Raw genomic sequence first — 19,137 nt, 5'->3', positions numbered from 1 at the left:
AAGTCCCTAGGTTAGTCTGCACCCTGCTCAGGTATACCTTGAGGGCCTATGGACTTTCCTGTACGTGTCACGAGCGCTTCTACCTTCACCTGAACGTCCATCGTAGAAAAAATCTCTTCCCAGTTCTTCTGCTCTCTATTCCATTGCTTGGGATAATGTCTGCGGAATTCGGTAGCGAATTGAAAAAAATCTGTTTTTAACTCTTTCTGTGCCATGGATAAAGCTTTTTCTGCTAGCTCTTTCAAATGCTCTGACCATGCTTTGTCCAATTCATTTAATATGAAAGGATCGGTTAAGTTACCATCGGTCGTGTTAAGCACCACTTCTCCTTTGGACTTCACTTGAACCTGCATACGCCATTTATTATTGATAATTTGAGGGGTTAAAGCGGTATGCATTTCAATTGGCCTTATGGAAAAGGAACCTTCCATATTCTTCACCTGTACCGGCATGATAATATTCTCCAGCTCGTTCGCAAGCAACAGAATGCCTACACTCAATGGTTCGGTAACTGTTTTAACATAATGATCATTTTTATATAAGCTTAACCCTTTGACATATGGATTGGATGCAAATCGATCTTTCCCGGGATCTGGTGGTAACATTAACATTCGTGACAATGTAGCAGAACGGCTTGGTCCTTCAATAGACTGGGCGAGTTCAAGTACCGTCACTCGTGTACCCAGCTTCATATTGGCCATCTCACGTAAGGATTCTGCTGAACTTCTTTCGAGGGGATCAAGCAATGCTAGGATATCCTTAGCAGAATCACTAGTAGAGAAGACATAGGCATGTTCGCGGAATTGAGGGTATCGAAGCAGAAAATCGATGTATTGGCGCAAACCCTTTTTGCCAGCATGCTCACTAATGACTACGACCTCACAGTGCCCCCAAAACATATTCCGTGGCACTTTCCTTTGCAAGCGATTTAGCGCTTCGGCTACTGTACTTCCTTCCGCTGTTCGAATCATCGTTACTCCGCTCGGACTCCCTTCACTACCTCCGGAGGATCCCCCGCCCGCCTTTCTTGGAATAAATATCTGGGAAGTTAGTTGATATCGTTCTTCTTCATAATCGATGGCGGTTGCGAGCACAATTGCCAAATCGTTAACCTCAATCCGATCCCAACATCCAGACAATATGATGCTGCTAAGAAGTATCATGATGATAGATAGCACTTTCCTCATTCTCTTCCCTCCGATCCTGCCTTAGCTCCATCTCCACGACTGCGTGTCCACATCGTTCTAAGCAAGGCTATACCATACAAGATTGCCGGAAAAACCAGCAACAGCACCAAGGTATATACATTCGCTGAAGAGCTGACAAGATTGGCAGCACTGGCGGTGTCGGATACAATCCAATAGGCAAAAACCATACATAAAAATGCGAGCGGTGCTACAACAGGTTTATAGTCATTCAAACCAAACCACTCTGCGGTAGATGTCGCAAAAATATAGAGAAATACAGAGATCTTGACAAAAATCCCAAAGATCCATATGGCAATAATAATGGACTCAATATGCTGGAGAAAGTCAGCAATGGTGATATAACGTGCAGCAACCATGACCGGATATGCAAAACTATCGGTTAAGTCTCCAATTAGAAATAAGCAGATGAGATTGGTAACCATCATGGAAACCGTTGTAAATAGAAGAGAGAACAGCATTGTTTTTGTTAAACCCTTTTTCCGATTAACGTAAGGTAACATAAACGCCAACACAATATATTCACTGAACCAAGCAGCAGGCGCGACTGCCCCTTTCAAGCTTGGCATGATACCTTTTTCCATCAAAGGCAGCATTTCTTCCGGCTTGAGCTCCTTGGTTAACAGGACAAAGATCAGGCATAGAAGCACAACAACCAATGTGACAAATACTTGAGAAGTACGCCCCACCACTTCGATACCCAATCTAACATTGATCACGCAGACGACCACCATCGTACCCATAATCACGAACAAGGGTGTCTTAGGCAAAGCGTTACTTGCAATAAACTCTCCATATCCACGAATAATTAAGCCTGTTAAGTGGGGCAGGAACCCAAGATACATGAGCCCAAATAACTTGCCTGGCAACCAGCCGACGATGAGCGTTGAAGATTGCATAATCGTTTTACCAGGATATAGTCGTTCAAGCCCAAGCGATATGCCTATAGTCGCTAAGCCAACGAGTGATGCCCAGATGGGAGAAATCCACATGTCATGTCCTGCATAATGCATTGTAATCCCAGGGACGGATAAGATGGATGTAGCGAGAATGGCGGGAAAAATCATAAAGGCCAATTGAGTTACAGATACTTTCCCCTTCTCGGTCAACATTGAACATCGCCTCCCCCTGTTGCGTAATCATTGCTAGTCTATCGGGTTTTGTTCTCTTGCGTCGGTCGCCACCATACATCCTTAAGCTTTTGGGCTGACGTTGGTGTTGCAGGAGATAGGTAGGGTGTACCAAAGGAGCGTAAACTGCTTAAGTGAATCACGATGAGGATCACCCCTAGCATTACACCGATTAAGCCTAGAGTGCCAGCCATCAGCATAATTGGGAAACGCAATAAACGTGCAGCAATGCTGGCAGCATATCTTGGAATCATAAACGATGCGATGCCTGTAATCGCTACGATGATAATCATTGGAGCCGAGACAATTCCCGCAGTTGTTGCAGCCTGGCCGATAATTAATGCGCCAACAATACTCACAGCCGCACCCACCTGTTTAGGTAGCCGAATGCCAGCCTCTCGTAATGCTTCAAAGGAAATTTCCATAATGAGCGCTTCGACAAGTGCTGGAAAAGGAATCTCCTCCCGTGCTTTTGCAATACTAAGCAGTAGAACCGTTGGAACCATTTCCTGATGGAATGTTGTTATTGCTACATACGCCGAGGGAAGCAGCAGAGACAATGCATAGAAGATATAGCGTAGCCAGCGAACAAATACACTCATGAACATATTCTGATAGTAATCCTCAGGTGATTGCAGCATGGAAAACAGAGTAACCGGAGCTATTAAACTAAATGGGGTGCCATCGATCAACAATGCGAACTTGCCTTCTAACAGATTGGAAGTGACTACGTCAGGTCTCTCCGTTGCGATCATCTGTGGGAAGGGTGAGAAACGCTGATCGATGATTCCCTCCTCTAGGTATTGACTTTCTAGCACATCTTGTATCTTTAACTGCGCCAAACGAGCTTCTACTTCTTGCAGTAATTTCGGTTCTATAATACCTTCTACATACGCGAGAGTTACTTGCGTGCCTGTAAACTCCCCCATGGTTCGCATCTGTAACTTAAGAGCCGGTGTCTTGATTCTCATCCGAAGCAAGGATAGATTCGTGCTTAATGATTCGGTAAAACCGTCCCGTGAACCTCGTACCGTAGATTCCGCTGCTGGCTCCTCCGGTGTTCGGCTTGGGACTTGGTACAATGGATAAATTGTGCCTGGTACTTCGCCATCAATAAGAATAAGTGCTTGTCCTTCCATGACAGCCTGCGCTGCTTGACTTATTGCAAGAATGGTCTTAGACGATGCCATCGGAACCTGTGATGACTCTGCATTTCTTTTCATTGCCATAAGCGGCTCTAACACTTGACGTTCTAACCGATCTGTATCGATTAGCCCCACACAGTACACACACAACGCAGAAGTATGGCAGGCTGTGCGGAACGAGTGAAATATCACATCGGAACAACCTGCAAATTCGGTGCGCAATGTAGCTTCATCTTCTATTAACTTGCCGGTCAGCAATGTTTGCTCTGATGTGCTCATGATGTGTCCTCCAGGTGCGTGACGTGATTCAAATATTCATAGTTAACGACAGCATGTCCTTCTGAAAACACATTTATACGCCTCAGGTGCTACGGATTGCTCTCTCTTTAGTCGCAAACATAAAAAACCTGAAATACGTATAACGTACTTCAGGTTAGATGAATTCTCTGTCGAATTATCTTTTTCCGATCAATATATTCTACTGAACATCTCGGATTCGATATAACGAGTTACTCCTTGCCACGGGCAACTCGTTCAATACCATCTACAATCGTTGCATACAGTGGCGTTGGCATATCATGACCCATGCCTTCAAGCAACATAAGCTCTGCATCTGAAATGGCTTGTGCCGTATCCTCACCACAGGCTGGGACAAACATCGGGTCGTCTAGACCATGAATAACTAGTGCAGGAACCTTCACTTTTGACAAAAGAGGACGACGATCACCTGATACGGCAATGGCGGCAATTTGACGCCCAATACTGCCTGGATCATACGCTCGCTGAATCTCCTCTTGAATGAGCGAACGATACTCGTCCTCATTAAAAGGATAGCCTGTTCCGGCGATACGTTTGGCAAAAGCAACGCTCTGAGCCAAATATCCAGCCTCATCCTTCATCGGATTCGGTGTAGGCCGAGTCATCAAAGCCATAACTTCGGGGGATGTTGGTGGAAGTGCAGGATTACCTGTCGTTGACATGATGGAAGTCAGGGACAGAACTCGATCAGGATATCTGCCAGCTACTAGCTGGGCAATCATGCCACCCATGGAGCGGCCAACGACATGTGCTTTTTTGATCCCGAGGACGTCAAGCAGCCCGATTGCATCGTCAGACATATCATCGAGTGTGTAAGGAATTTCGGGGCGTTGTCCTGACATCAGTGTTCTGGCAAGTGCTTCAAAATCCAGCGTAGCGTATTGGTTAAAGTGTGTGGAAAGCCCTGTATCACGATTGTCAAAGCGGATAACTCTGTAACCACGATGCGCCAACATTTCACAAAATGGAGCTGTCCAACGAATCATCTGCGTTCCCAGGCCAGCAATCAATAGAATCGTTTCGTCAGCTTCATTCCCATAGCTATCGTAGGCGAGATTGATACCATTTACGCTTATAACACTCATTACTGTGTTCTCCTTCGTTTAAATGAAATTATCAAAAGCTTCCCCCCACTTATTGGTTCATTAGGAGTTAGTTTAGGGTGAGAACTACAAATAGATTGACGGTGCTTTAGGTCTCTTCTTTAGCGAATGCATTCTCGACTAAACTTCTGACATGGTCTCTGATATCAGGTGACCAGTCTTCGATACATTGGTACAACAGCTCCTCATTGCCAGCATAGAGTGCTCTCAAAGCTTCTTCGTGGTGTGGGAAATCACCAGCCATTGCCGTCATAAAACGATAAGTGGCTTCTTGCGCAGCGCGAAGTCTGCTCTCTTTTTCCCCAGAGCGACGAGCTTCATCGATCATTTTGCGTAAAGTTACGGAGGCTCCTCCGGGTTGAGATTTTAGCCAATCCCAATGTCGAGGAAGCAACGTAACCTCACCGGATACTACCCCCAGCTTAGGACGTCCGACCCGCCGTGTGGGTTGTTCATTATCTTCCACATCCGGTACATTTCCAGCTTGATTGTTTAATCGTTGAAGTACCTCAGCTGCACTTCCACGGAAATCTACATCAATCGGCTTTCCGGTTGAGTCGTCAAAAATCAGCAACTGCGCAATCTCGCCATCCTCCAGCGTATCCTTAACGTTTGCAGCAACATGCTGTAATGTCCCTTTGGCAATGCGCTTATTTCCTAGAAAGGCAGTACAGTTTATTAGGGTCGATACAGTTTGCATGTGATACCTCCTACTATTCAGTTCTTGATTGTAATTATACCCGGGTAAAAATAAAAGTCAATATTACCCGGGTATAATTATGGGATTCAACCTTTAACACCGAGTGCAAAGAAAAATAATTCGATTTGACGATTTGTGCCCAGCCAGAACATAGGACATGCATACAGACACCTAATCACAAGCAAAACAAAAAGCAACCAACTCATTGAGTCGGTTGCTTTCTTCATTTTATTTAAAATTATAATCTTCTGTTTTTCTGAATTACATCCTGTCATTGTGCTGATCATTATGATAAGCAGTTTCATTAAAATTATGTTCAAACTTCTTTTTCATGTTACTAGCGATTATATGGGTTCGACGGGTATGAACAATGGCTCTAACGATAAAAAACAGAGCTAGCAATACAATAATTGAATAAAGGATATACATAGACAAACTCCTCTCCAGAAGGTAGATGTCACTTCTTTTACCACTCAACCTGATCAAAACGCATGTCTTTATAGTAGAATTCTCGATCATGCTCCGTAATCTCACGAAGGACTCTGCATGGATTCCCTACAGCAATTACGTTTGCAGGGACATCCTTCGTTACAACACTGCCCGCACCAATGACACTTCCTTTGCCAATGGTGACTCCTGGTAGAATAATTGCTCCGCTTCCAATCCAAGCCCCATCTTCAATCACAACGGGTAATGCAAACATCCCACCTTCTTTGCGCTTCTCAGGGTGTACAGGATGACTCGTCACCGCAATCGTTACATTAGGGCCAAACATCACATCGTCCCCAATCGTAACTTTATAATCATCAACCACGGTTAAATTGAAATTGATATATACATTATTTCCTACGGTCGTATTTGACCCGTATGACATACGAAGTGGTGGCTCCATCCACACATTTTCGCCTATGCTACCAAAAAGTTGTTTCATTAAGTTCTTGCGCATTTCAACATCATCTGGGTGCAAATTATTGATTTCATAGCATAGTGCTTTACCTCGCTGGCGTGCTTTGGCTAACTTTGCAGCTTCTTTTGGGTAATTGGAATCGTGATCTGTAAACAATTGTTTGCTTGCCATACGTTCTTGAATATTCATACCATCTTCTCCTTTATGAAAAGCTAATATTTATAAGAGTAAATTACATAATCCTTAGTGAATTTCAGGTTATGTAAAGTTTCTAGTTAAATTGTTAAGCCATTTAAATTGACGATATCGAGTCAGAGCAATAGGAAGTTTAATCAACTCATCTAGACTAATGACGACATATAAGAAAATGGGAGATACTTGCCACACAAACGCACATAGATAACTAAGGGGTAGAATAACAAGCCACATCACAACTGTGTCACACCATAATCCAAACTTGGAATCTCCACCAGCCGGGAATATCCCCGCTATGGTTGTCGAGTTAAACGATTTGGCAATACAGTAATACGCACTAATGTATAACATCCCGTCTAGATAACTTTGAGCAACCGGGCTCAAATTAACGATGGAATATACCAAAGGTTTGATCAGTAATATCGTGCAGCCTGCAATGATTCCAAAAATCAAAGCGTAATAACACATGTAGTTACCTGCATACCTTGCTTTCTCCATTTGACCCTGTCCCAGATACTTTCCTACAAGCACAGAGCCACCCGTAGCTATACCTCCACAGAGAACAATGGCCAAATTTTTAACTACAGATGCGATGGAGTTCGCTGCTACCATATCGGAGTTCACATGTCCTATAATGGCAGCCGTAGCGGTAAGCGCTCCTCCCCATACGATATAATTCCCCTGCACTGGCAGCGTATATTTCAAGAAATCCTTTAATAGATTACGCTGGACACGGTCGCGTACCGGTAAACGAAAACGAATGCTTCCTTTGGTTAAAGAATGAATCACACAACATGCCAGTTCAATCATACGCGCGAGCACCGTGGCAAGAGCTACAGCTCCAATCGCAAGTTCCGGATTCGATGGGAATAGTACAAAAATACAAATGGCATTAAATATAATGTTTAAGACCAAACATAAAGAACTAATCCACGCACTGAGTTTGGCATTTTCCATACTTCGAATCACACTCAGATACATCTGTGATAATCCCATCACAAGGTAAGAAAAGGAATTAAATTGTAAAAATCTTGACCCATATTGAATCAGTTCAGAATCATTGGTGAATAAGTGCATCAATGCGTTGGGAACCAACAAGGAAGACAAGAAAAATAGAATCGATATACCTAAGGAGAACACGCAGGCAATACTAAGAATGCGCTGTATGGTTGCTGTATCCTTCTTCCCCCAGTACTGAGCCGTGAGGATACTCGCCCCCGCTGCCAATCCCATGTAAAACAATGTTAAAGTAAACGTGATTTGACCTGCGAGTGATACGGCTGCCATTGCAGATTGACTAATCATACCCAACATAATTACATCTACAGATATCACCGTTGCTGATATTAGGTTTTGTAAGGCAATGGGGATCACAAGCGATATTAACTCTCGACTAAAGTCTCTTTTGCCGAAACCTTGAAGTTGCATGCGTTTTCTCACGTATATCTGTCCTCTCTGTTGTTTTCCACAATATAAGAATAGGACACAATGATTGTTGTTTCCATCAATATTGGCTATACTTTTATTAAAATCGTATACATTTGTGTAAAGAGGGGATTCTCGATGACAGATTTAGAGGTGTTCTCTGATTTATCAGAACGGTTGAATTACAATCTTCCTGATTTACCGCTTTATGTCCGCAAGGGAAACCTTCATCAATTTAACAATCATGCAGCAGTTGCACATTGGCATGTGGATCTGGAGTTTATCTATGTATTAAAAGGATGTATGGATTTCTCTGTGAATGGAAGTATCACTCGATTGCATCCAGGCGATGGACTTTTTGTAAACAGCCAACGTTTGCATTATGGTTACGCTGTAGAGGATCACGACGACTGTACCTTCCTTGTGGTCGTTATTCATCCCTCTATCCTTGGTGAGAAAGCTTCATATATACAAACGTACTGGGCGGAGAAGTTCAGTTCCAAGATGGCTGATTTTGTAGTGTTAACGGATCAGGTGGACTGGCAGCAAGACGTATTACTGTCCATTCAGGAACTCTATCGGGAAATGCACACGGAGCATACACATGCCAATCCACTGCGTTTGGTAGCCCAAGCGCTATCGTTATGCGCTACAATTGGCGATCAGTTAAAGCCTGTCTCTGGACAAACTGGTGTATTAACGCATGTTCAGGAAATGACTCATTTCATTCACCAGAATTATGATCAGAAGATAACGCTAGAGGAAATCGCATCTGCAGGAGCTGTCTGTAGAAGCCGTTGTTGCCAATTGTTTAACAAATATGTAGGTCAATCGCCGAACAACTATCTCACTCAATATCGCCTTCAGAAAAGCTGTGAAATGTTAAAAGAAACACGGAGGTCGATAAGTGAAATTGCACTTGCCTGTGGTTTCCAAAGCTCCAGTTATTATTCGTCCATTTTCCGTAAACAAATGGGCGTAGTTCCACAGCATTATCGCAAACAAGTGTCGAACAACGGTTCTACCTAACGTTTCATATCCAATCATATCCAATACAAATAGGGCAATCATATGATTGCCCTTGTCATTTTGAACATGCATTACCCGTTGACAGACAAGTATTACTGCAAATCCAGTATTTTTTGAACCGTTAGAAGAACGCCATTCTCTTCGTTGGATTTCGTAATGAAGTTTGCTGCTTTTTTCGTATTATCACAAGCGTTACTTACTGCAAAACTATATTTGGCGATAGCCATCAACTCCACATCATTCTCACCGTCACCGAATGACATTGTTTCCTCGTATGTGACACCCAACATTTCTTGCAGTTTCTTAACGGTCTCTCCTTTGTGGGTGTTCAATGCCGTAATATCCAGCCATTTAGCCTCTGAGTCAACAATGTAAATTTGTCCGCTCAACGTTTCCTCCACATGCGCTCTCAATGCTGTACTGCGTCCTTCTGTATCAAAGACCGTAATTTTAATAAAACGAGTTTCGATCTTTTCAAAGGAATCGGTTTTAATCACACGTTCATAAGATCCTTTAACCACTTTGTACATATCTTCTGAAATGGAAGAATGAACGTAAGCCGCATCGCTTGCACATACGATTAGAGTCATCGTTTTGTCGAAGTCCTGAATTCGATCAATCGCCTTCAAAGCGAGATCCTTATCAATGCTGAACTCTTTAACGACTTCACCATCTTTTTTAATTCGGGCTGCACTGTCACCCAAAATCCAAACACCTTTGCCATGCTCATCAAACAATTTCTCTACACGTTCACATTGTTTCCCGGTACATGCGACGAAGGTAACTCCTTTTTGCCGCATCTCTGCATACACTTGTTTGAAAAGCTCGACATCGTACGAACCTTGATTGTTTAGAAACGTTCCATCTAAATCAGTAACTACCAGTTTAATCATTGTGATGACCTCCATGTTTTAGTATGCCCACTTGGTGATTTTGGTTGAGAAATCCTCCTTTATTCAAACACTTTATAATGTCTATTTATTAAGTGTCCAAAAAAAGGTCATCATGCATTGATTAAACATGAATGATGATGTGATCCCTCCTTACAAAACAAGATTAAGTGATGTAACTGGTTCCACGTCAACATTTTTTTTCGGCGAGAATATGCGTTCCCTCCCTTCCATACAGTGATCATAAGTCCCTACCGATTCACCGCGTTAGGTTTGTCATATATTAGCGTAAACTAAAAAGCTGCTTGCCAGCAGCTCAATCGTGTCTTATTTACACCTACTCAAGCCTTTTTTAATTTCTCAACAGCTTGTTCCTCATCTGTCAAAAAGAAGATATCTGTTCCATTATTGCTCTCATAGATAAAGTCCTTCAGACTCTTGCTGGTATACGTTGAGAAATCACCGATGATAGCCAGCTTCGTTTGATAACTAACAAACTTTTGAAGCACTTCTCCAGCGAGACGTGTTTTCAAATCAAAAAATTCATCACTTACTTCCGATTTGTTTAAAATGATAAGGTTAGAATCAACTTGATACCTGACAGTTGCCATTAAATCAATCGCAGACTGAACATCGATTATTAATTTTTCACGACTAGTTACATAGGCAATCTGAAGCCCATTCACATCTATTGTTCTTATGTCCATGATCCTCTTCTCCTCTTTTCCCATTCTATTTTTATTTTCATTCGTACGATATTAATAAAGAATTCATTCGTACACTGCTATTATTTGTAATGCCTGCGTCTTACCTGCCAGTAGCAACTGATCACTGAACGTTGAATCATTGACGGCTCGAGCCAGAGCGAGTGTGCCTACCATAATGTTTACCAGCGCATAACCGGTAGAAGCATCAAACCCAGCCACCTCCGTAATAAAGTCCATAAATCGCTGCAATTCTTGGGTATAGGCTTGACGAACCTCCTCGGATAATTGGGCAATCTCTCCCGAGAGCGCAGGAAGAATACAGCCTATTTCCGTCTGATCCCGATGAAGTGGACTTAAATAAAATTCAATGATCGCTTGAATTGCCGGTTTATCTTTGTTTTTATCAGCTACTTTTTGCAGCATGTCAATCGTATCGCTAATGGCAAACTTACAAGCTTCAATCACAAGTTGCTCTTTGTTCTCAAAATGGGAATAAAAGCCGCCATGAGTCAGGCCCGCACCTTTCATAATGTATGGCAAACTGATGTTACGAACGCCATTGGTTCGGAATGCTTTGGCAGCACTTGAGATAATATGTTTTCTAACTTTTAACTTATGCCCCTCTGGATATGGCATCCTTTCTCTCCTCCTTTGCTTTTTTCATTTTCCTCAGTTGAGTAGGTACTTGTTTCGTTAGCTTATCTAAGCATTTTTTAAAATATTATAGACATCATATTTTTGTTTGTCAATTTGCTGGAATGTCCTATCCTCGTCGTGAATCAAAAGCATTTATGTATTGACTCCTATAAAATATGATGGATATAATATATTATGATCATCATATTTTATAGGAGGTACACAATAATGCATGATGTAAACACCGTAGATACCTTAGTTATTGGCTCAGGTCCGGGAGGTTATGTGGCAGCGTTACGTTCTTCACAGCTTGGCATGAAGACAGCTATTGTGGAGCGAGATCATTTAGGAGGCGTATGTACACATGTAGGTTGCATCCCTTCCAAGGCACTCATTGCCGAAGCGGAACGCTTGACTATACGCAGACAATGGAGCGATTTTCACGGCGAAACTTCATATACAGAGGCTCAGACCTTCAAGCAAGCGATCGTGAGCAAACAGGCTGGAGGTGTAGAATTTCTCTTGAAATCAGCAGGTGTTACTGTGTTAAAAGGTGAAGCAAGCTTGATTGATTCGCATACAGCTGTAATTCAGCATCCCGAATCTGGTGACCAACAAATCACTTTCAATCATCTTATATTGGCAACAGGCTCCCGCCCAATTGAAATTAAAACCCTTCCTTTTGGTGACCGTATCCTGTCCTCCACCGAAGCACTGGCTCTGCCTGAAGTCCCTAAACGTCTTGTTGTTGTGGGCGGTGGTTATATTGGTGTGGAGCTTGGACAGATGTTTGCCAGATTTGGAACAAAAGTGACGATACTAGAGGGCGGCGAACGAATATTACCCGGATTCGAAAGTGAGCTTGTAGCCCCAGTAGTTCGTCAGCTGAAAGAAGATGGCATAACCCTAATTACAGGAGCAAAAGTTACAAGCGCGAGTCAGCATACAAACGGTGTCGATCTCCACTATCTACTTCAAAACGAACAGTGCAATGTGCAGGCAGATTACGCGCTCATTACCATTGGAAGAAAACCCAATACCGATGGAAGATTAGGCTTGGATCGCATCGGCTTGCCGGTTACAGATCAAGGACTCATTGAAACCGATGCACAATGTAGAACAGTCATTCCTCATATTTATGCCATTGGTGATGTGATCAAAGGTCCCGCATTGGCTCACAAAGCGTCCTATGAGGCTAAAATTGCAGCAGAAGCCATCGCAGGTAAGTCCTCCATTATCGACTACAAGGCAATTCCACTTGTTGTGTTTTCCAGTCCGGAATTAGCCAGTGTTGGAACTAGTGAGACCATGTGTAAGCAAAGTTCAGTGCCTGTTGTTATCGGAAAAGCCGCTTTCTCCATTAATGGCCGGGCACTCGCACTGAAAGAAACCGCAGGCTTTGTTAAGATTGTAGCCCATGCGACAACTGGTCTTGTATTGGGTGCACAAATCGTAGGTGCTGAAGCATCTACCCTTATCTCCGAGCTTACCTTAGCCATAGAGATGGGTGCAACCGTAGAAGATTTGACAATGACCATTCATCCTCACCCAACGATGGGGGAAGTGATTATGGAGGCAGCAGATCATGCTAGCCGAAAAATGGAAAAGCAATAGGCTCGAGTAACACCTGGTTTACAACAACTTATAACAAATTAATAACAGCTGTATTTTTGGGTTTAATGTTTTCTCGGAAACAGCGAAAGGTATAATATGCCCCTCTCTCTGGTTCAACGATTGCTATATAATCCAACGTCAAGTTACATGGGTACGATGGTCATTGGATTTCTGAACATCATAATACTAATTATCATTACGGGGGCGGCAGGAGCTATAGCTCCCCGTCTTCGACGAGAAGGGCAACTACTGACGGGAGCATCACCCTTTCACCTATGGATTCGAGTTATGCCCTATGCAGGATTATTGATGAGATCCTCCTTACACCTTTTTTCCTAATGCCATGGACAGCTGAACACCAATCATTAGCATTACAATGACCAGCATGGCAATAATCGAAGCGTTAAATTGACCTGTTAGATCGAACATCCATCCAATAAAAAGTGGCCCAAAAGCACCCAGGATATAACCTCCCATCTGTGACATAGCCGACCAGATTCCCGCTTCCTCTGCGCTACGCGTTTCCATAATGGGCAGCATCAACGCTAGAGGAAATAATCCGCCAGCACCGATCCCTAGGAAAAGCACGGCTGCAAGCATCGGAGCCGATAATAGAAGTAAAATCAGACCGACGAGCTCTGATATACTGCACAAGACAAGTAGTAATTTAGGATTACCTGTACGATTCACGATACCTGGAACTAACAGAGCAACCGGGACTTGAATCAGGGTGAACAGGGTCAGCAGCATTGCAGCGTATTGCGAACTGTAGCCAAAACTAAGCGCAATGGGCGAAATCCAGGCCGTTAAGGCATAGAACACACTAGCCATGAAGCCAAAGAACAAGGTAAATTGAATTGCTTGTTTGTTGCCGAGCGGTAGTCTGAGATGCTGAGTCTTATTGCTGGAATGTTGTTTGTGCCGTAACAGCGCCATCCACATGATTAGAGCGATAATTCCTAAGATAGCCCAAGATGACATAGCGAATGGCAGGTTCTTCTCGCTTTGAGCATAGATCGGAATGGTCAAGCCTGAAGCAAGTGCTGCACCAATGGTCATAGATACTGAGTAAATGCTGACAACACCTGGACTCGTTGGAAAATACTTTTTGATAAAACTAGATAATAAGGGTCCGGCGAAGCTGATCCCGACCCCTCCTGCCAAAGCAGTCACTAGGAGTATTGTGATCGATTCGTTAATACCACGCATGATCGTAGCCACGGTGATGAGAAGTAACGCAATAAATAGTGTGCGCTCCAAACCAAAGCGTTGGCTTAGCCTTGTGGCAACTGGGGCAAACAGCCCCATACATAGGACAGGCAATGTGGTCAGAAGGCTAGCCGTCAAAGCGCTAATGCCTAGCTCGGATTGAATAACACCCATCATCGAGGCAACCGATGTAATCATGGGACGTAAATTCAAAGCCGCTATAAATAGAGCGAATAAATAGAATGTTTTTTTCATAAGACTCTTTCCTTTCCATTCGTGTTGAAGTCACTATGAGTATAAGTCGGCTTGAACCATTGATCAATCCAATAATTCGTATTATTATGATAGTTAAATACTATGATTAGTAGAAAGGAAACTCTATGGACACTCGAAACATTACGTATTTTTTGGCCGTCTTCGAGCATCTTCATTTCACGAGAGCCGCAGAGTTACTTGGAATTTCACAGCCTACACTGAGCCAACAGATTCGCCTGCTTGAAGCAGAAGTGGGTATGCCGCTTTTTGATCGGATTGGTAAAAAAGTAGTCGCAACCGAGGCTGGCAGGCTGCTTCATCAATATGGCACCAAAATGCTACAGGCTGAAATGGATGCAAAGAATGCGATTAAAGAATTGCGATCCGAGAATCGTGGAACCATTCGGCTGGGTGTGTTACCGTCCGATCTTGACTTCCAGCTCGTTCCGTTGTTCGTTGATTTCAAGAACCGTTATCCCGAAACTAGCCTGCAAGCATTCTCAACGATCTTCGTTCGGGAAGAAGTGCTTGCCCATAAAGTAGATCTGGGGATTGGACTGTGTGGCCCTTCGGACAAACGACTGGTTCAGCTTCCACTGGGAAGTGAGCCCTACGAATTGTTTGTTCATTCAGGTAGTGAGCTGGCGAAGCGGCGTGAGGTTACACTCAAAGAACTGACTGGGTATGCTCTGGTGATGTACCCGAAGGGGTATTTGGGGCGAGATTTGGTGGATAATGTTTGCCGAGAACAAGGTTTTGAATTAAATACGGTCATGGAGGTAGGTTCCGCTTCCTCGCTGTTACAGTTAGTGGAGGCTGGCATTGGTGCGACTATTCAACCTAAAGAACTGCTGAAGCAACATCGGGAATGGTCACATATCGTATCAATTCCTATTGCTGAACCTGCTCCGATCCGTCACTTGGAGTTAACTTATTATGCTGACCGATTCATCAGCAAGGCACAGCAGCAGTTATCGGAATCACTTATTGATTTTTTTAAATCCAGAACGGCTGGAGAATAGAATCATTAGAATCGAGAGGTTATACTCTGGACTATACACAAAAGAAAAAGCCGCTAAATAGCGACTTGGTAGGATATACTATTGATCCTTGGCATCTGGAATTATTGCATTGTCATATCTGCTTACCCTAGAACTAATGAATTCGACATAATAAGTTGTAAAAATTCATCAAGATGCTCTGCCACTTTGGTGACTTCTTCAAATTCAGGTTCTTCTCCACGCACGATTGTACCTATTTCGTTGATTAAATCAATGGCATAGAAGGAATAGCCCCCATGCACGGAGATGACGATTGGTAGATAATGATCCCACCATGTTTTAATCTCTGATGTCCATTGATCGTCTCCTGCTGCCGCTTCCAAGCTGAGCAGTTCAAATTCATTCCATCGAAACGCAGTATCTGTACTATGATTATATTCATTTTCACACAGGAACCATGTCTGCTCACTTGGTGAGACGCATTGCTTTACAACACGTAAAAACTCTAAATATTCATCAGGGATATTGTTGTATCTTGTTCTTACATCATTATCTAAATTTAAATCATGACTCGATTTGGTGAGAATAGCCCATCCGTTGGTTTCAGCCCAAAGGTTAAATTCATGAATTTTACTACTCACATTGCACCTTCTTCCTCCTAATCCTCGTCTTCACTTAGATAAATAAATTCACCATCAATAAGCATTTGTAAATACGCATCAAAACTGTTCGCAATTACCGCGTATTCATCAGGGTCATGTAAAAAGCGAATAATCTGACCCTTTACCCCTAGATCAGAAGGGTTAAAATCAATATAAAGTCTTGATGTGCCACCATTGTTCATACAATCCGAGAAATGAATATATTTGCCCGGAAGGAGCCCTTCTGGATTTATTTTAGGGTCAACGGCTTCCTCGTCCTCTTCGTATTCCAATAGATAGGACATATCTTCTTCTTGTTTCGAACTTTGGAGCATTTCCTTGGTCGAAAGTAAATAATATGGATATCGACCTTCTTCAACATCCGAACCTAGAATGCAGACAGTGATTTCTTTGTCTCCATACTTTCTCCAATATGTACCATCTATATTTTCAAGCAAACGGATTAACGATTCTGGACAATCTGGATATTGCGACTTCAGTGTATCAATATCTTCTTGTGTAGCACCATGTGCTATGTTTAACTCATCAAGTTCTTCTGCTGGTAATGCTGCTCTTAAGCCTTTTAAAAATTGATTTACCAAATTCATGATGTTGACCCTCCCAATCAAATAATAAAAGTTTAATAGAAAGTTCATTCAAATAGACAGATGGATAAAGCCCACGCAGTTGTTTTGGTAGAAATGAAATGAGTTCTCCTCATCCATATCTCCGTTATATCAAGTCCAGTTTACCATTTTCCGTTAGTAACTCGCCACTAAAGCTCATAGCCTGCCTGCAAACTGGCATACATTCCGACTTACAACGACAACACACTTTTATCCTTGGACTCGGTAACATCAAACGTAACATCAAAAAAAGCCGATCAATCCAATCGGCTGTCAGTTATAGTGATGAGGTTGTCATGTACTCCAGTACAATTAGTAAATTGTCGGAACCATTCCACCATCCATACGGATCGGTGAACCTTTAAATGGTGTTGCGAACGGGCTGCATACAAATGTCGCAAGTCTGCCAAGCTCGCTTGGTCTAATGAAACGTTGTAACTCCGATTGCGGAAGATTCGCGGCCATGAAGGTTTTCTCTTTCTCTTCAAAGGTCATATTCTCATCCTGTATGACGCTCTCAATGATCTGCTGTACATTCTCTGAGAGTGTCGGCCCAGGCATAATTGTATTGACCGTTACTTCCGTGCCTACTGTTAATTTGGACAGACTCTTGGATAAAGAGAGCAGCATGGATTTCGTTACGGCATATTGAGGCATATGTCCAGGCATTACTGCTTCTTCACTTGCAATAAAGATGATCCGGCCAAAGTTATTGTTCAACATGGTAGGCAGATAAAATCGAGTCAGCGCATCTGCGGATAACACGTTGGTCTGAATGTATTTTTCCCATATAGTATCATCTATATCATAATAAGACATCAGCTCATAAATTCCGGTGTTATTTATCAGAATATCAACCTGTGGGAACTTTGCAAATAATGCTTCACGCTCTGCAGAATTAACAATATCGGCTGCTGCATTTTGAGGAGACGTATCTGGATAGGTAGACTTGATTTCATTTACAACGCTCTCTACCTCATCGTAATTCCGTCCATTGATCAGTACATTTACACCTTCTTTGGCCAGTTCTATGGCAATGGCTTTACCGATTCCTTTTGTCGAACCTGTTACCAATGCTGTTTTATGATTCAATCCCATGTCCATAATAGTATTCTCCCTTGTTTGTTCTAGTTGTTGGTTCTAGATGATTGATGATTAATGAGTGTGTCCGCCTGAAAATGAAGGATGATCTCCTGAGTTTGCATATCCCTCCGCATGTTCAATGCGCCAATTGGCAGGTGTATCGCCTTCCCAAGTGCGGAATGCACGGTAAAATGAATTTTGATCCTCATATCCGATTAGAAATGCAACTTCCTTGATATCAAGTGATAAATCTGATAAGTATACCCGTGCCTGTTCATGCCTTGCTTCCGTCAGCAGATGGTTGAAATTCGTGCTCTCATCGGTTAATCGACGCTGCAAAGTCCGATTGCTCATACCAAGTTCCTTGGCAACCATGTGTACATCAGGACGTCCGGCGCTGAAGCTACGCTTCATAATCCATTTGACTGTCTCCGACAAGGAACGATTACCTTGATGTTCATGTAACGTGCGATCCAGTGCAGGGGTCAGAATTTCAAGTAACTCTGCATTATAAGAATGAAAAGGAATATCCAGATCCTTCCGATGTAAGCTCAATCGATTGTGATTAGCATCCGTTCGAACTCGGCATCCAAAGTAACCTTCAAGAACCTGTAAATCTCCCATCGGCTGTGCGAACTCTACAGCGCTAGCCGTCAGATGCCGACCTGTTCCCCGTCGTCCTAATTCGAGCAGGAATGCTAGTGTAATGCCCACTAGTAACGGCGGACAAGATTCATCAGTATCCAACCATTGCAGATCTAGGATGCAATCTTCCCCATCTTCAATGATCTTTAGACTTTCAGGAGGACATAACATTTTATATCGAGTCATCCTTTGCAATGCATCACGATAATCACGTGCGTGGAATGTAGCTAATATAGGTGGTGGGAATTTCGTCACCTCATATATGGTTGCAAGTTGAATCATCCCGTGAGCAATATCACCTGCGAGATCGGAATATGCCTGCCAAATTGCGTAATATTGAGTGATATTCACCGTTGAATCGGAAATAACCGTGAGCGGTAAACCAGCCTTCCGTGCTACATCATGTGAGTTAATGCCGATCTGACGTAGACCTTCCCAAAATCCCGATGGCATCTTAATGCGTTCAAAGGAATCACTTGTCATTCATGTGCACCTCCTTCTGCTGACTGACTAATCGGATGTAAAGCATCCTTCGCTGACTTACAAATATAATGATACTCTTAGCGTTCATATATGTAACTAGCATAACATGACAACCTACTAACACATTGCGCCACGATCAATCTAATTGTTAATTGGGGCTTATAATGAGCGAATACGGTTAATTGCAAAG

The 19,137-nt window shown here is 42.9% G+C and carries 18 protein-coding genes; 3 read left to right on the top strand and 15 right to left on the bottom strand.

Annotation, left to right across the window (positions count from 1 at the left end):
* Positions 1-11 precede the first annotated feature (11 nt).
* From M3636_RS07415 to M3636_RS07385, 7 genes are all read right to left on the bottom strand, one after another.
* On the bottom strand, positions 12-1,187 hold the full coding sequence (locus tag M3636_RS07415; RefSeq protein WP_251381845.1) for a Ger(x)C family spore germination protein: 1,176 nt from the start codon (positions 1,185-1,187) through the stop codon (positions 12-14).
* The gene (locus M3636_RS07410) at positions 1,184-2,317 is read right to left on the bottom strand and encodes a GerAB/ArcD/ProY family transporter (protein ID WP_251381843.1); all 1,134 of its coding nucleotides are present in this window, start codon (positions 2,315-2,317) and stop codon (positions 1,184-1,186) included. The genes M3636_RS07415 and M3636_RS07410 overlap by 4 nt, the downstream gene beginning before the upstream one ends.
* Positions 2,318-2,355: 38 nt before the next feature.
* The gene (locus M3636_RS07405; protein ID WP_251381841.1) at positions 2,356-3,759 is read right to left on the bottom strand and encodes a spore germination protein; all 1,404 of its coding nucleotides are present in this window, start codon (positions 3,757-3,759) and stop codon (positions 2,356-2,358) included.
* 230 nt (positions 3,760-3,989) lie between these two features.
* The gene (locus tag M3636_RS07400; RefSeq protein ID WP_251381839.1) at positions 3,990-4,883 is read right to left on the bottom strand and encodes an alpha/beta fold hydrolase; all 894 of its coding nucleotides are present in this window, start codon (positions 4,881-4,883) and stop codon (positions 3,990-3,992) included.
* A 106-nt stretch (positions 4,884-4,989) separates the two neighbouring features.
* Positions 4,990-5,601: a DUF2239 family protein gene (locus M3636_RS07395; protein WP_251381838.1), complete on the bottom strand. Its 612-nt coding sequence runs from the start codon at positions 5,599-5,601 to the stop codon at positions 4,990-4,992.
* 466 nt (positions 5,602-6,067) lie between these two features.
* A complete protein-coding gene (locus tag M3636_RS07390; RefSeq protein WP_128102016.1) occupies positions 6,068-6,697 on the bottom strand; it encodes a sugar O-acetyltransferase in 630 nt (209 codons plus the stop codon).
* A gap of 69 nt (positions 6,698-6,766) precedes the next feature.
* Positions 6,767-8,143: an MATE family efflux transporter gene (locus M3636_RS07385; protein WP_251381836.1), complete on the bottom strand. Its 1,377-nt coding sequence runs from the start codon at positions 8,141-8,143 to the stop codon at positions 6,767-6,769.
* Positions 8,144-8,266: 123 nt separating this feature from the next.
* On the opposite strand from M3636_RS07385, the gene M3636_RS07380 reads away from it, so the two are divergent.
* Positions 8,267-9,157: an AraC family transcriptional regulator gene (locus M3636_RS07380; protein WP_251381834.1), complete on the top strand. Its 891-nt coding sequence runs from the start codon at positions 8,267-8,269 to the stop codon at positions 9,155-9,157.
* A gap of 92 nt (positions 9,158-9,249) precedes the next feature.
* Here M3636_RS07380 and M3636_RS07375 read toward each other — a convergent pair whose 3' ends face one another.
* The 3 genes from M3636_RS07375 to M3636_RS07365 all read right to left on the bottom strand — a co-directional run bounded on the left by M3636_RS07375 (position 9,250) and on the right by M3636_RS07365 (position 11,390).
* Positions 9,250-10,050, bottom strand: a complete 801-nt coding sequence (locus tag M3636_RS07375) for an HAD family hydrolase (protein ID WP_128102014.1) — start codon at positions 10,048-10,050, stop codon at positions 9,250-9,252.
* A 338-nt stretch (positions 10,051-10,388) separates the two neighbouring features.
* Positions 10,389-10,754 (bottom strand): DUF4180 domain-containing protein, encoded by a 366-nt coding sequence (locus tag M3636_RS07370; RefSeq protein ID WP_251381832.1) that lies wholly within the window; start codon positions 10,752-10,754, stop codon positions 10,389-10,391.
* Positions 10,755-10,817: 63 nt separating this feature from the next.
* Positions 10,818-11,390 carry a TetR/AcrR family transcriptional regulator gene (locus M3636_RS07365; protein ID WP_145407668.1) on the bottom strand — a complete coding sequence of 191 codons (573 nt, stop codon included), beginning with the start codon at positions 11,388-11,390 and terminating at the stop codon, positions 10,818-10,820.
* 228 nt (positions 11,391-11,618) lie between these two features.
* Here M3636_RS07365 and lpdA point away from each other — a divergent pair, with 228 nt between their 5' ends.
* Positions 11,619-13,004 carry a dihydrolipoyl dehydrogenase gene (lpdA, locus tag M3636_RS07360; protein WP_251381830.1) on the top strand — a complete coding sequence of 462 codons (1,386 nt, stop codon included), beginning with the start codon at positions 11,619-11,621 and terminating at the stop codon, positions 13,002-13,004.
* A 321-nt stretch (positions 13,005-13,325) separates the two neighbouring features.
* Here lpdA and M3636_RS07355 read toward each other — a convergent pair whose 3' ends face one another.
* Positions 13,326-14,468 (bottom strand): MFS transporter, encoded by a 1,143-nt coding sequence (locus tag M3636_RS07355; RefSeq protein ID WP_251381828.1) that lies wholly within the window; start codon positions 14,466-14,468, stop codon positions 13,326-13,328.
* Between the two features lie 125 nt (positions 14,469-14,593).
* On the opposite strand from M3636_RS07355, the gene M3636_RS07350 reads away from it, so the two are divergent.
* Complete coding sequence (locus tag M3636_RS07350) at positions 14,594-15,490, top strand: LysR family transcriptional regulator (RefSeq protein WP_251381826.1); 897 nt, start codon at positions 14,594-14,596, stop codon at positions 15,488-15,490.
* Between the two features lie 122 nt (positions 15,491-15,612).
* On the opposite strand, the gene M3636_RS07345 is transcribed toward M3636_RS07350, so the two are convergent.
* The 4 genes from M3636_RS07345 to M3636_RS07330 all read right to left on the bottom strand — a co-directional run bounded on the left by M3636_RS07345 (position 15,613) and on the right by M3636_RS07330 (position 18,947).
* Entirely contained in the window at positions 15,613-16,110 is a 498-nt protein-coding gene (locus M3636_RS07345) for an SMI1/KNR4 family protein (RefSeq protein ID WP_251381824.1), read from the bottom strand.
* 17 nt (positions 16,111-16,127) lie between these two features.
* Complete coding sequence (locus tag M3636_RS07340; protein WP_251381822.1) at positions 16,128-16,718, bottom strand: SMI1/KNR4 family protein; 591 nt, start codon at positions 16,716-16,718, stop codon at positions 16,128-16,130.
* Positions 16,719-17,048: 330 nt separating this feature from the next.
* Positions 17,049-17,840, bottom strand: coding sequence for an SDR family NAD(P)-dependent oxidoreductase (locus tag M3636_RS07335; RefSeq protein ID WP_251381820.1), 792 nt, complete (start codon positions 17,838-17,840; stop codon positions 17,049-17,051).
* A 51-nt stretch (positions 17,841-17,891) separates the two neighbouring features.
* Entirely contained in the window at positions 17,892-18,947 is a 1,056-nt protein-coding gene (locus M3636_RS07330; RefSeq protein WP_251381818.1) for an AraC family transcriptional regulator, read from the bottom strand.
* Between the last annotated feature and the right edge of the window lie 190 nt (positions 18,948-19,137).

It is taken from the genome of Paenibacillus sp. MER 99-2 (assembly GCF_023714095.1).
GTDB lineage: Bacteria > Bacillota > Bacilli > Paenibacillales > Paenibacillaceae > Paenibacillus.
Note: the sequence above shows the minus strand (reverse complement) of the source record. Positions and strands in the feature narration are given on the sequence as shown.

Bases quoted from the DNA above. Each gene is read 5' to 3' on its own strand.
- M3636_RS07415 (WP_251381845.1), bottom strand. From the start codon at position 1,187: ATGAGGAAAGTGCTATCTATCATCATGATACTTCTTAGCAGCATCATA.
- M3636_RS07410 (WP_251381843.1), bottom strand. From the start codon at position 2,317: ATGTTGACCGAGAAGGGGAAAGTATCTGTAACTCAATTGGCCTTTATG.
- M3636_RS07405 (WP_251381841.1), bottom strand. From the start codon at position 3,759: ATGAGCACATCAGAGCAAACATTGCTGACCGGCAAGTTAATAGAAGAT.
- M3636_RS07400 (WP_251381839.1), bottom strand. From the start codon at position 4,883: ATGAGTGTTATAAGCGTAAATGGTATCAATCTCGCCTACGATAGCTAT.
- M3636_RS07395 (WP_251381838.1), bottom strand. From the start codon at position 5,601: ATGCAAACTGTATCGACCCTAATAAACTGTACTGCCTTTCTAGGAAAT.
- M3636_RS07390 (WP_128102016.1), bottom strand. From the start codon at position 6,697: ATGAATATTCAAGAACGTATGGCAAGCAAACAATTGTTTACAGATCAC.
- M3636_RS07380 (WP_251381834.1), top strand. From the start codon at position 8,267: ATGACAGATTTAGAGGTGTTCTCTGATTTATCAGAACGGTTGAATTAC.
- M3636_RS07375 (WP_128102014.1), bottom strand. From the start codon at position 10,050: ATGATTAAACTGGTAGTTACTGATTTAGATGGAACGTTTCTAAACAAT.
- M3636_RS07370 (WP_251381832.1), bottom strand. From the start codon at position 10,754: ATGGACATAAGAACAATAGATGTGAATGGGCTTCAGATTGCCTATGTA.
- M3636_RS07365 (WP_145407668.1), bottom strand. From the start codon at position 11,390: ATGCCATATCCAGAGGGGCATAAGTTAAAAGTTAGAAAACATATTATC.
- lpdA (WP_251381830.1), top strand. From the start codon at position 11,619: ATGCATGATGTAAACACCGTAGATACCTTAGTTATTGGCTCAGGTCCG.
- M3636_RS07355 (WP_251381828.1), bottom strand. From the start codon at position 14,468: ATGAAAAAAACATTCTATTTATTCGCTCTATTTATAGCGGCTTTGAAT.
- M3636_RS07350 (WP_251381826.1), top strand. From the start codon at position 14,594: ATGGACACTCGAAACATTACGTATTTTTTGGCCGTCTTCGAGCATCTT.
- M3636_RS07340 (WP_251381822.1), bottom strand. From the start codon at position 16,718: ATGAATTTGGTAAATCAATTTTTAAAAGGCTTAAGAGCAGCATTACCA.
- M3636_RS07335 (WP_251381820.1), bottom strand. From the start codon at position 17,840: ATGGACATGGGATTGAATCATAAAACAGCATTGGTAACAGGTTCGACA.
- M3636_RS07330 (WP_251381818.1), bottom strand. From the start codon at position 18,947: ATGACAAGTGATTCCTTTGAACGCATTAAGATGCCATCGGGATTTTGG.